Annotated in this window: 11 protein-coding genes; 4 read left to right on the forward strand and 7 right to left on the reverse strand. The window is 65.9% G+C overall.

The features are described 5' to 3' along the window. Positions 1 to 23 precede the first annotated feature (23 nt). Both ACW7G2_RS02240 and ACW7G2_RS02245 read left to right on the forward strand, forming a co-directional pair. The gene (locus tag ACW7G2_RS02240; RefSeq protein ID WP_456972302.1) at positions 24 to 2,396 is read left to right on the forward strand and encodes a 3-hydroxyacyl-CoA dehydrogenase/enoyl-CoA hydratase family protein; all 2,373 of its coding nucleotides are present in this window, start codon (positions 24 to 26) and stop codon (positions 2,394 to 2,396) included. A 71-nt stretch (positions 2,397 to 2,467) separates the two neighbouring features. Further along, positions 2,468 to 3,673: an acetyl-CoA C-acyltransferase gene (locus ACW7G2_RS02245; protein WP_456972304.1), complete on the forward strand. Its 1,206-nt coding sequence runs from the start codon at positions 2,468 to 2,470 to the stop codon at positions 3,671 to 3,673. 47 nt (positions 3,674 to 3,720) lie between these two features. Here ACW7G2_RS02245 and galU read toward each other — a convergent pair whose 3' ends face one another. From galU to cmk, 7 genes are all read right to left on the reverse strand, one after another. Then, positions 3,721 to 4,629: a UTP--glucose-1-phosphate uridylyltransferase GalU gene (gene galU / locus ACW7G2_RS02250; RefSeq protein WP_456972306.1), complete on the reverse strand. Its 909-nt coding sequence runs from the start codon at positions 4,627 to 4,629 to the stop codon at positions 3,721 to 3,723. After that, the gene (locus ACW7G2_RS02255; protein WP_456972816.1) at positions 4,626 to 6,533 is read right to left on the reverse strand and encodes a polysaccharide biosynthesis protein; all 1,908 of its coding nucleotides are present in this window, start codon (positions 6,531 to 6,533) and stop codon (positions 4,626 to 4,628) included. The genes galU and ACW7G2_RS02255 overlap by 4 nt, the downstream gene beginning before the upstream one ends. An 18-nt stretch (positions 6,534 to 6,551) precedes the next feature. Continuing rightward, positions 6,552 to 7,562, reverse strand: a complete 1,011-nt coding sequence (locus ACW7G2_RS02260; protein ID WP_456972308.1) for a hypothetical protein — start codon at positions 7,560 to 7,562, stop codon at positions 6,552 to 6,554. Between the two features lies 1 nt (position 7,563). Continuing rightward, the gene (gene lapB / locus ACW7G2_RS02265) at positions 7,564 to 8,748 is read right to left on the reverse strand and encodes a lipopolysaccharide assembly protein LapB (protein ID WP_456972310.1); all 1,185 of its coding nucleotides are present in this window, start codon (positions 8,746 to 8,748) and stop codon (positions 7,564 to 7,566) included. A 27-nt stretch (positions 8,749 to 8,775) separates the two neighbouring features. Beyond that, entirely contained in the window at positions 8,776 to 9,078 is a 303-nt protein-coding gene (locus tag ACW7G2_RS02270) for an integration host factor subunit beta (RefSeq protein WP_456972312.1), read from the reverse strand. A 65-nt stretch (positions 9,079 to 9,143) separates the two neighbouring features. Continuing rightward, positions 9,144 to 10,832 carry a 30S ribosomal protein S1 gene (rpsA, locus tag ACW7G2_RS02275; protein WP_456972314.1) on the reverse strand — a complete coding sequence of 563 codons (1,689 nt, stop codon included), beginning with the start codon at positions 10,830 to 10,832 and terminating at the stop codon, positions 9,144 to 9,146. 166 nt (positions 10,833 to 10,998) lie between these two features. Further along, complete coding sequence (cmk, locus tag ACW7G2_RS02280) at positions 10,999 to 11,718, reverse strand: (d)CMP kinase (RefSeq protein WP_456972316.1); 720 nt, start codon at positions 11,716 to 11,718, stop codon at positions 10,999 to 11,001. 210 nt (positions 11,719 to 11,928) lie between these two features. On the opposite strand from cmk, the gene ykgO reads away from it, so the two are divergent. Together ykgO and ACW7G2_RS02290 are read left to right on the forward strand one after the other, a co-directional pair. Then, positions 11,929 to 12,054 carry a type B 50S ribosomal protein L36 gene (gene ykgO, locus ACW7G2_RS02285; protein WP_333910734.1) on the forward strand — a complete coding sequence of 42 codons (126 nt, stop codon included), beginning with the start codon at positions 11,929 to 11,931 and terminating at the stop codon, positions 12,052 to 12,054. 236 nt (positions 12,055 to 12,290) lie between these two features. Then, positions 12,291 to 12,575, forward strand: coding sequence for a hypothetical protein (locus ACW7G2_RS02290; protein WP_456972818.1), 285 nt, complete (start codon positions 12,291 to 12,293; stop codon positions 12,573 to 12,575). Positions 12,576 to 12,602 lie beyond the last annotated feature (27 nt).

A 12,602-nucleotide genomic window follows, 5' to 3' on the forward strand; every position in this document is an offset into this window, starting at 1 on the left:
ATTCGATCATGGAGTTGCAGCACATGTCTGAGAAATTGCTTGTACGGCGCGCGGCAGTACTTGGCGCCGGCGTCATGGGTGCGCAGATTGCCGCCCACCTGACCAACGCCGGCGTTGACACGGTGCTGTTCGATCTGGCGGCGAAAGACGGCCCTCCCAGCGCCGTCGTCGCCAAGGCCATTGCCAACCTGGGCAAGCTCAGCCCTGCGCCGCTCGCAGACCGGGCGCTGGCCGCACGGATCGTGGCTGCGAACTACGACACCGACCTGGCGCTGCTTGAAGAGTGCGACCTGGTGATCGAGGCGATCGCCGAGCGGATGGACTGGAAACAGGACCTCTACCGGCGGATTGGGCCGCACATTGCCGCGCACGCGGTGCTGGCTTCCAACACCTCGGGCCTGGGGATCAACAAGCTGGCCGATGTGTTGCCGGACGGACTCAAGCCGCGCTTCTGCGGCGTGCACTTCTTCAACCCGCCGCGCTACATGCACCTGGCCGAGCTGATCCCGGCCGAAGGAACCAACAAGGCGGTGCTGGAGGGGCTGGAAACCTTCCTCACCACCCAGCTCGGCAAGGGCGTTGTGTATGCGCGCGACACGCCGAACTTCATCGGCAACCGCATCGGCGTGTTCTCGATCCTGGCCACGGCGCACCACACGCATGAGTTCGGACTGGGCTTTGATGAGGTGGACGCGATCACCGGCCCCCTGATCGGCCGGCCGAAGTCGGCCACCTACCGCACTTCCGACGTGGTGGGCCTGGACACCATGGCCCACGTGATCGGCACCATGGCCGACACCCTGCCCGACGATCCTTGGCACCCCTACTTCAAGTCGCCTGCCTGGTTGACCGCGCTGGTCGAAAAGGGCGCGCTGGGCCAGAAGACCCGCGCCGGCGTATTCCGCAAGGTCGGCAAGGACATCATGGTCCTGGACGTGGAAAATCAGGACTACCGCCCGGCCGACCGCAAGGCCGCCGACGAGGTGGTGGAGATCCTCAAGACCAGGAACCCGGCGGAAAAGTTCGCCAAGCTGCGCGCCAGCGAACACCCGCAGGCGCAGTTCCTGTGGGCGATGTTCCGCGATCTGTTCCACTACAGCGCCTACCATCTGGCCGACATCGCCGATACCGCGCGCGACGTGGACCTGGCCATCCGCTGGGGCTACGGCTGGTCGCTGGGGCCGTTCGAGACGTGGCAGGCCGCGGGCTGGCAACAGGTTGCGCAATGGATCGACGATGACATCAAGGCCGGCAAGGCCATGAGCGATGCGCCGCTGCCCGGCTGGGTGCTTGATGGCCGCGAAGGCGTGCACAGCGCCGCGGGCAGCTACAGCCCCGCGTCCGGCAACCTGGTGCCCCGCTCCACCCTGTCCGTCTATGCGCGACAGCGTTTTCCCGACCCGGTGCTGGGTGAGCGCTTCGACCAGGGCCAGACGCTGTTCGAGAACGACGGCATCCGCCTGTGGACCGACGGGGACGGCGTTGGCGTGATCAGCTTCAAGACCAAGATGCACACGGTCAGCGACCAGGTGCTGGATGGCATCCAGGAAGCGATCGGCATCGCCGAACGCGATCTTCGTGCCGTGGTGATCTGGCAGCCGAAGGAGCCCTTCTCCGCCGGTGCCGACCTCGCCGGGGCGCTGGGGCTGTTGCAGGACGGCAAGGTGGATGCGTTCGAGGAGATGGTGGCCAACTTCCAGCGCACCAGCCAGCGCATCAAGTATTCGCTTGTGCCGGTGGTGGCAGCGGTACGCGGGCTGGCCCTGGGTGGCGGCTGCGAATTCCAGATGCACAGCGCCCGGACGGTTGCCCACCTGGAAAGCTATATCGGCCTGGTAGAGGCCGGCGTGGGGCTTCTCCCGGCCGGTGGCGGGCTGAAGGAACTGGCGGTACGCGCTGCGCAGGCGGCAGGTCCGGGTGGCGACGTGCTGGCAGAGCTCAAGCGCGGCTTCGAGACCGTGGCGATGGCCAAGGTCTCGACTTCTGCCATGGAGGCGAAGTCGCTGGGGCTGCTGCGCCAGGACGACGTGGTGGTATTCCATGCCCACGAGCTGCTGCACGTGGCGCGCCAGCAGGCGCTGGCGTTGGCCGAAGCCGGCTACCGCCCGCCCCTGCCCGCACGTGCCATCGAAGTGGCCGGCGACGTGGGCATTGCCACGCTGAAAATGATGCTGGTGAACATGCTGGAAGGCCGCTTCATCAGCCCCCACGACAACGAGATTGCCGAACGCATCGCCGACGGGCTGTGTGGCGGCGAGGTCGACCGCAGCGCGATGGTGGATGAGGACTGGCTGCTGCGGCTGGAGCGCGAGCACTTCGTTGCCCTGGCGCAGATGCCCAAGTCGCAGGAACGCATCGCGCACATGCTCAAGACCGGCAAGCCGCTGAGGAACTGAGGTCCGCCCGCGCCGTTCGGCGCGGGGCACCGAGACCCTTTTCCCGAATCAGGACCCATGGAGTTCAAGAGATGACCAGACAGATCCAGGACGCCTATATCGTCGCCGCCACCCGCACCCCGGTGGGCAAGGCGCCGCGCGGCATGTTCCGCAACGTCCGCCCCGATGACATGCTTGCCCACGTGCTCAGGTCCGTGGTGGCCCAGGCCCCGGGCATCGACGTCAACCGCATCGAAGATGCCGTGATCGGCTGCGCCATGCCGGAAGGCGAGCAGGGAATGAACGTGGCGCGCATCGGCGTGCTGCTGGCCGGCCTGCCCGATACCGTGGCCGCGCAAACCATCAACCGCTTCTGCTCGTCCGGCCTGCAGGCGGTTGCCCTGGCGGCCGATCAGATCCGCCTGGGCACCGCCGACCTGGTGCTGGCCGGCGGCACCGAGAGCATGAGCATGGTGCCGATGATGGGCAACAAGATTGCGCTGTCGCCCAGCGTGTTCAAGGATGACCACGTGGCCATTGCCTACGGCATGGGCATCACCGCCGAGAAGGTTGCCGAGGAATGGAAGGTGTCGCGCGAGGAGCAGGACGCGTTCGCGCTGGCCTCGCACCAGAAGGCGATCGCCGCCATCCAGGCCGGCGAGTTCAGTGACGAAATCAGCCCGTATGAAATCGTCTCCCATCAGCCGGACCTGGGCGATAACGTGGTTCGCGTGCACAAGCGCTTGGCGGACACCGACGAGGGTCCGCGCCCGGACAGCTCACTCGAGGGCCTGGCCAAGCTGCGCACGGTGTTCCGCAACGGCCAGTTCGGCGGCACGGTGACCGCGGGCAACTCCTCGCAGATGAGCGACGGCGCCGGTGCGGTGCTGCTGGCCTCCGAACAGGCAATCAAGGACTACGGCCTGACGCCGCTGGCCCGCTTCGTCAGCTTCTCGGTGGCCGGAGTCCGGCCCGAAGTGATGGGAATCGGCCCGATCGCGGCGATTCCGAAGGCGCTGAAGCAGGCGGGCTTGAGCAAGGACCAGCTGGACTGGATCGAGCTCAATGAAGCCTTCGCCGCGCAGGCGCTCGCCGTGATCCGAGATTCGGAGCTGGATCCGGCCAAGGTCAACCCGCTGGGCGGCGCGATCGCGCTCGGCCACCCGCTGGGCGCGACCGGCGCAGTGCGGACCGCCACCCTGGTGCACGGCATGCGCCGCCGCCAGCAGAAGTACGGCATGGTGACGATGTGCATCGGCACCGGCATGGGCGCTGCGGGAATCTTCGAGGCCCTGTAACCCCGGCATTCGTAGGAGCGCGTCGTACGCGCTCCTACAGGGGCAGATCAGTCGTTGTCGGCGGCTGCGAGTTCGTCCAGCGCCTGCTGCATGCTCGCGCGGGCAGGCCCGCTGAGCTGCTCGTGATCGAGGGCAAAACGGATGGTCGCCTCGATCAGGCCGATGTGGGTGCCGCAATCGAAGCGGTCGCCTTCAAACCGGTAGGCATCAAAGCGCTTGCCCTGCCCCACCATCGCCGCGATGGCATCGGTGAGCTGGATTTCCCCGCCGCTGCCGCGGCCGGTGCTTTCCAGCGCGTCGAAGATGCCCGCCGGCAGCACGTAGCGCCCCACTACGCCCAGCGTGCTCGGGGCGTCTTCCGGACTGGGCTTTTCCACCATGTTGCGAATGACGCCGTGGCGGCCGTCGAAGTCGCCGGTATCCACGATGCCGTAGCTGGAAGTGCGTGCCCGTGGGACATCCTGGACCGCAATCACGCCGCCTCCGGCCTGCTCCGCATGATCAGCCATCTGGCGAAGAGCGCCGGGACCTTTCCTGTTCCAGATCAGGTCGTCCGGAAGCAGGACGGCGAACGGTTCATTGCCAACCACCGGCTTGGCACACAGCACTGCGTGCCCGAGACCCAGCGCTTCGTGCTGGGTAACAAAGACGGCGCGCACGTGGGAAGGCAGCGGGTTGCGGATGAGTTCGAGCAGCTCGGTCTTGCCGCTTCGCTCCAGCCTGTCCTCCAGCTCGTAGGCCTTGTCGAAGTAATCGGCTACCGCGTGCTTGTAGCGGTTGGTGATGAACACCAGCGTGTCACAGCCCGCATCGATGGCTTCATCCACCGCGTACTGGATCAGCGGCCGGTCGACGATCGGCAGCATCTCCTTGGGGACGGTCTTGGTGACGGGCAGAAAACGGGTGCCCAGGCCGGCGACGGGAAAAACTGCCTTGCGGATACGCTGTGTAGTCATGTCTTCCTTGCGTGACGGGCGGGGAACTCGACGACCGTAGCCACCTGCGGCGGGCGTGGAGCAGCCTGGGGGCAGAACTCCGGCACCGAATCACGCAAAAGCTGCGCAAGCCGGTCCAGGTCGTAATCGGCCACCGCTTCACGCATCTGGCGCACCGCCTGGAACACTTGCTCGGTGGCGATCTCGCGGGCTTCAGCCTGCAGGATCTTCGGATGGGCGGTGGGGCGGTAGCGCTCGTCGGCGTGGAACAGGGTCTCGTGCAGTTTTTCACCCTGGCGCAGGCCGGTGTAGACGATGGCCACGTCGCGCTCGGGGTGCTTTCCGGCCAGGCGGATCATCTGCTCCGCCAGCAGGCGGATCAACACCGGTTCGCCCATGTCCAGGGTGTAGATCGCGTGCCGCGATCCAATGGCCGCGGCCTGCAGGATCAGCTGGCAGGCCTCGGGGATGGTCATGAAATACCGGGTCACCTCGGGGTCGGTGACCGTCACCGGCCCGCCGTTGCGGATTTGCTCGCGGAACAGCGGTACCACGCTGCCGGCGGAGTCCAGTACGTTGCCGAAACGGACGGTGACAAACCGGGTTTGCCCGGGCCTGGCGGTGGCTTGGCAGATCATCTCGCCCAATCGCTTGGTGGCTCCGAGCACGTTGACCGGGTCAACCGCCTTGTCGGTGGAAATCAGCACGAAGGTGCCAACGCCCGCTTCCAGGGTTTCGGACACCACGGTTTCCGTGGCCACCACGTTGTTGCGCACGGCTTCGCGCAGCTGTGTCTCCAGCACCGGCACCTGCTTGTAGGCAGCGGCATGGAACACGGCTTCCGGAGAAGACAACTTCAAGGCGTAGCGGATCACGGCCGGATCGCCGCAGTCGCCAAGCACCGGAACGCACTGGATGTGGGGGAAATCACGCCGCAACTGCATTTCGATGGTGGCCAGGGCGAGCTCGTCCATCTCCACGATGGCGATCTGGCGGGCGCCGTGGCGGGCGCACTGGCGACACAGCTCGGAGCCGATCGAACCGCCACCGCCGGTAACCAATACGCTGCGTCCGCCCAGCCAGCCGCGGATGCCCTTCCAGTCGGGCGTGACCGGCTTGCGGCCCAGCAGGTCCTCGATTGCGACTTCCTTCAGTTCGCCCGGCAGCGAGCGCCCTTCAAGCAGGTCGTCGATCCGCGGCACGGTGCGGAACGGCAGCCCGGTCTCCTCGCAGGCGGCCACCACCTGGCGCATCTTCGCCGCATCCAGTGACGGCACGGCGATGATCAGCAGCTTGGCCGCGGTTTCGGGTGCAATCCGGGCCACGTCCGCAATCCGGCCCAGCACCGGCACGCCCTGGAGATGGCTGCCATGCAGCTTCACTGCGTCATCGAGGAATCCGACTGCCTGGTAGGAGCCCGTGCGGCGCAGGTCACGCAGCAGCGCCTCGCCGGCCTGGCCAGCCCCCAGGATCAGCACCCGCACTGCCGACTGGTCGGTGCGGTTGACGCTGTAGTCCTTCCAGCTGCGATACAGCAGCCGCGGCATGCCCAGCAGCGCGGTCAATACCACCGGGTACATCACCAGCACCGTGCGTGGCACCGGATCCAGCCGGTTGTACAGGAACAGGACGAAAACGATGGCCAGCAGCCCGAACAGGCTGGCCTTGAGGATGTTGATCAGATCGGGAACGCTGGCGAACCGCCACACACCGCGATACAGCCCTACCCGCCACAGCACCAGGGCCTGGGCGGCAAGGATCAGTGCGATTTCACCCGACCACCAGGGAATCTGGGGCGCGAAGGGCTGCATGGACAGGCGGAACTGGTGCAGCCCGATCCAGCACAGCCAGACCATGGCCAGGTCATGGGCAATGATCGCCAGGCGCGGCAGCGCGATGATCGCCCGATCCTTCCAGTGCTTCATTGTCGGTGCGCCCATCCCTTAGCTTTTCCGCGATGCCGATTGCAGGAGTGTCCAGACCAGACACCCGGCAAGACACCAGCCGACCGCTGCAATCGTCGCAATGATAAACGCATGGCCCGCGTCCGTCATGCCGGACATGAATGCCACTCCAATCAGGGACCAGCCTGCGTAGGCCAGCGTCACCGGTACGTGACGGCCCAGTGTGCGCGCCCACGCCTGATACGCATGCTGAACGTGTGGCTGCCACCAGGCTTCGCGGCGCAGGATACGCCGCCCCAGAGTGAGCGATGCATCGACCAGAAATGCGGACAAAGGAAGCACAAACAGCGGCCACGAGCCGGCCGCGAAGCCCGTCTGCGGGCTGGTCATCAGCAGCACAAGCAGCAAGGCCAGCGCCTGTCCGAGCGCGCCGCTGCCCACGTCCCCCAGGAAAATCCGCGCCCGGGGAAAGTTGTACGGCAGGAAGCCGCAGCACGCGCCGGCCAGCGCCAGCGACAACCACTTGGCCGCGCCCGGCTCTGCCAGCAGCGCATAGCCAAATCCGGCGATTGCTGCCTGGGTGGCGGCCAGGCCGTCGATGCCGTCCATGAAATTCCACACATTGACCAGCACCAGCACGGCACCGAAGGCGAACAGGGCTGGGAGCGCGCCATGGCCGGACATAAGGAGCGCGACGGCCAGCAGACAGGCGGAGAGTGCGTGGGCGGCAAGGCGCAGCAGCGGCGACAGCGGGCGGTGATCGTCGATCCAGCCGACCGTGGCTACTGATACCAGTCCCAAGGCGCCCGCCAGCAGCACTGGGCGCAGCCCCGGCTCGGTGTACCCCAGGGCCAGGATCGCCAGCAGCAGCGCCGCGACGATGGAAATTCCCCCGCCTCGCGGCGTTGCCACGGCATGGCTGCGACGCTCGCCAGGCTGGTCGAAAAGTCCCCGTCCCCGCGCGTAGCGCAACGCCATCCAGGTACCGGCCATGGCAATGGCCAGCGGGATCAGGAACCAGGCTGTTGCAGAGGTCGCCGCCGCCGGCACGTCAGACCACGGCGAAGTTCAGCAGCGGCTTGATCGTGCCCCATTCCTTGCAGCTCGGGCACTGCCAATGGTGGCTGCGTGCCCCAAAGCCGCAGCGGCTGCATCGGTAGCTGGGGTTGCGCACCAGCAGCTGGTCGGTGATCACCTTCAGGTCCTGCAGGGTGGCCATCGGGTCGCCGGACTCTTCATCGGCCAGAGTCAGCTCTATCAGCGCTGCCTCGCCCCGGACCGACGGCCGGTCCTTCAGCTGTTGGGTCAGATAGGTGCGTGCTGCGGAAGTGCCCTTCTCCAGCTCCAGCAGACGGGTCAAGGCCAGTACCGGTGCGATGCCGCGGTAGTGCTCGGTCATCTCGGCGAGGAAGTTGCGGGCGCCGGTGTCATCACCCATGCGCTCGTAGGCGGAGCGCAGCAGCGGCAGGATCTCCGGGAGGAAGTCCGTGTCGTGCCGCGCGGCCTGCTCAAGCGCACGGATTGCGGCCGCGTCGTTGCCGGCATCGATCTCCACCCTGCCCTCCAGGATACCGGCCCGTACCGACTTGGCATCGGCGGCGTACGCACGGCGCACGGCTTCCCGTGCTTCGTCGATGGCACCCGTGGACAGATGGCGCTCGGCCAGCTCGGACTCGAAGTGCGCGATCAGCCGGCCCATGGGCTCGCCGGTGGCGGCCTCAAAGCGGGTGGCATTCTCGATCGCCTTGGCCCAGTCGCGTTCGGACTGGTAGATGCTGATCAGGTGGCGCAGCGCCTGCGGGGCGCGCTGGTCCAACTGTGCCAGCTCGGTGAATACGGTCTCAGCCCGGTCCAGCAGGCCGGCCTTCATGTAGTCCTCGCCCAAGGCCAGCAGCGCCTGCACCTTCTGCGCATCGCTCAGGTCGCCGCGTTGCACCAGTCCCTGGTGCAGGCGGATCGCACGATCCACCTCGCCGCGACGGCGGAACAGATGGCCCAGCGCTATCTGGGTTTCAAAGGTGTCCTTGTCCAGCTCGGCGATATGCAGGAACAGCTCGATCGCCTTGTCCGGCTGTTCGCTGAGCAGGTAGTTCAGACCCCGGAAATAGGTGGTCGACAGGCGGCTGACCTGCGTGTCGCTGTGGCGTTCCCCACCGCGCCGGCCAATCACCCAGCCCGACAGGGCCGCGATCGGCAGCAGCAGGAAAAACCAGAACCATTCGGTTACAAAGGCCATGCGGTCATGCTCCCGGCATCCGGCCCATCAATCTTCGTTGGGAAGCGGCAGGACTTCGCGCACGCGCTCGCGCAGCTCCTTGCCCGGCTTGAAATGTGGCACGTGCTTGCCCGGCAGCGCTACTGCGGCACCGGTCTTCGGATTGCGGCCGGTACGTGGCGGCCTGTAGTGGAGCGTGAAGCTGCCAAAACCACGGACCTCGATACGGTCCCCCTCGGCCAGTGACGCGCCCATGATCTCCAGCAGCGACTTCACTGCCAGATCCACATCATCGGCCTTCAGGTGGGCCTGGCGACCGGCAAGAATTTCGATCAATTCCGATTTGGTCATGGCCCCCTGCGCCCCCTGCAGTCGAAACCGGCGGCCCGGGTCATCCGGGCCGCCGGCGAGTGGATTCACTCCGACTTGCCTTCCAGCTGTTCACGCAGCAGCGCGCCCAGCTTGGTGGTGCCGCTGGAAGCATCGGCCGCGACCTTGTTGTACTCGGCCAAGGTGGCAGCGGTCTCGGCTTCGTCCTTGGCCCGGATCGACAGCTGCAGGGTGCGGCCGCGACGATCCATGCCCGTGAACTTGGCTTCGATGGTGTCACCAACCTTCAGGTGCTGGCTGGCGTCCTCGATGCGCTCATCGCTGATGTCGCGCGCCATCACGTAGCCTTCCACGCCCTCGGCCAGGTCGATGGTGGCGCCCTTGGCGTCCACTTCACGCACGGTACCGGTGACCTTGGAACCCTTCGGATGGCCGGCCATGAACTGGCCGAACGGATCCTGCTCCATCTGCTTGACGCCCAGGCTGATACGCTCGCGCTCCGGGTCGACCGCAAGCACCACGGCCTGCAAGGTGTCGCCCTTCTTCAGCTCGCGCGCCAGGTCTTCGCCATCGGTGTTCCAGCTCATGTCCGACAGGTGCACCAGACCATCGATGCCGCCGTCCAGGCCGATGAACACGCCAAAGTCGGTGATCGACTTGATCTGGCCTTCCACCTTGTCGCCCTTCTTGTGGATGGCCGCGAAGGTCTCCCACGGGTTGGAGCTGACCTGCTTCATGCCCAGCGAGATGCGGCGGCGCTCCTCGTCCACGTCCAGGACCATGACCTCGACATCGTCGCCAACCTGCACGACCTTCTGCGGGTTGACGTTCTTGTTGGTCCAGTCCATTTCCGAAACGTGCACCAGGCCCTCGACGCCCGGCTCGATTTCGACGAACGCACCGTAATCGGTGACGTTGGAGACCTTGCCGAACACGCGGGTGTTGGACGGGTAGCGACGCGAGATGTTGTCCCACGGATCCTCGCCCAGCTGCTTGAGGCCCAGGCTGACGCGGTTGCGCTCGCGGTCGTACTTGAGCACACGCACTTCCAGCTCGGCGCCCACTTCCACCACTTCGGACGGATGGCGCACGCGCTTCCATGCCATGTCGGTGATGTGCAGCAGGCCGTCGATGCCGCCCAGGTCCACGAACGCGCCGTAATCGGTGAGGTTCTTGACCACGCCCGGCAGCACTGCGCCCTCGACCAGCTTCTCCATCAGCGCCTCGCGCTCTTCGGAGTGCTCGCTCTCGACCACTGCGCGGCGGGACACGACAACGTTGTTGCGACGGCGATCAAGCTTGATGAGCTTGAACTCCAGGTCCTTGCCTTCCAGGTACGCGGGATCGCGCACCGGACGCACGTCGACCAGGGAGCCCGGCAGGAACGCGCGCACGTCCTTGATGTCGACGGTGAAGCCGCCCTTGACCTTGCCGCTGATCTTGCCGGTCACGGTCTCGTCGTTTTCCATGGCTTCTTCAAGCTCGTCCCACACCATGGCGCGCTTGGCCTTCTCGCGCGACAGTACGGTTTCGCCGAAGCCGTTTTCCAGCGCGTCCAGCGCCACCTTGACGGTGTCGCCTTCGGCAACGTCGATCTCTCCGTCGTCGTTACGGAACTGTTCGATGGGCACGATGCCCTCGGACTTGAGTCCGGCGTTGATGACGACCACGTCGGTGCGCACCTGGACAACGATGCCGCTGACAATGGCGCCTGGCTTGAGCTTGGCCAGGTCGGTCTGACTGGCTTCGAACAGCTCTGCAAATGATTCGGTCATTAATGGATATCCGGTTGATGACACATACCGCGCGGTACAAAGCAGGTTCAGTGGAACTCTGACTGCGCGCGGCGGTCCACCCGTTTGGTCGGCCGGCGCGGGATTGCGCATGAGCCGCTGAGTGTTGTGGTTGAAATGGACAATCCGCCGGTTTCCCGGCGGGGCTTTATTCTGCTGTTGCCTGACCCTGGCCCGTGGGGCGTGACGGCAACAGGGCCAACACGCGCCCTACGACCGTTTCGATGTCCAGCCCGGTGGTATCGATGTGGACGGCGTCTTCGGCCGGCCGCAGCGGCGCCACCGCGCGACTGGCGTCACGGGCGTCACGGGCGAGGATCTCGCGCAGCAGACCAGCCAATGTAACCGAAACCCCCTTGTCCCTCAACTGTTTATAGCGTCTCTCAGCGCGCTCGTCGGCGCTGGCGGTCAGGAACACCTTGTATGGAGCGTCCGGAAATATCACCGTTCCCATGTCGCGCCCGTCCGCCACCAAGCCCGGCGCGCGCCTGAATGCGCGCTGGCGCTCCTTCAGCGCCTCGCGTACCTCGGGGATGGCGGCGATCGCCGAAGCGGCCGCCCCGGCGGTTTCGGTGCGCAGCTCGGTCGTTGCATCCACGTCGTTGACCAGGACCCGCGGTTCCTCGTTCGCACCGCCTCTGAAACGCACCTCGGTGTCAAAGGCGCATCGAACCAGCGCGGACGCATCGGAAAGGTCCAGGTTGGCCCAGCCTGCCGCCACGCCCACTGCCCGATAAAGCGCGCCGGAATCCAGGTAGTGCCAGCCCATCCGGGCGGCCACCGCCCGACTGATCGTGCCTTTTCCTGATCCGGAGGGACCGTCAATGGTGAGTACCGGCAGGGTGGATCCAGGAGCAGTTTGGGTCATGGTGACGGAATGGTGGGATGATTCAGGGCTGGCAAGTGTACTGCCGCCTGCACTGCCCGCCGCAGATCCCCCGGCGGATCCAGCACCCCGCGGCGCGCGGGCTTCCATTCGCGTGCAATAAACGCTTGCCTCCGGCGTGTGAAAACGCTACGATTGGCGGCTTATTTCCGCGTGCTCCAATTCCGCCGCCCCAATTTTCAGAGGTTTGTCATGAAGGTCCTGTCCTCCCTGAAGTCGGCGAAGACCCGCCACCGCGACTGCAAGGTCGTTCGCCGTCGCGGCAAGGTCTTCGTGATCTGCAAATCCAACCCGCGTCTCAAGGCGCGTCAGCGCTGAGTTTCGCGCCGTGCGGCCCTGTGCCGCACCGGCCGGTTGTGAGTTCGGGGTCGCAGAAATGCGGCCCCGAATCTTTTCCGGCCCCTGGAAACCGCGCGCCCCCGCCGCTTCTGCTTACAATCGGCCGTTCACATCGAGGGGAGAATCGCGCCATGAGCCGTCATGTCCAGAAACACCACGCCAACCGTGCCCGCATCCGCACCGCGCTGGCGTTGCCGGCCGCAGCGCTGCTTGCGATGGCGGGATCCGCATCCGCCGACGTATTGCTGATCGAACGGGTCGAAGCACAGTCCCAGGTTGCCCTGCCCGCCCGTGGCCTGAGCATGGCCCAGGTGGAGCAGCAGTTCGGCTCACCCGGCGAACGGCTTGACGCCCGCGGCGGCCAGAAGAGCCAGTGGCCCACGATCCATCGCTGGGTGTATCCGCAGTTCACGGTGTATTTCGAGCGCGATCGGGTAGTCAACGCCGTGCTGAACCAGGCGACCGCGAACGAAACCGGCCCCAAGCCGGCCATCCGCTGATCCATGGTTGCAGGTCAAATGGTTGAA

Source organism: Luteimonas sp. A277 (assembly GCF_054052045.1).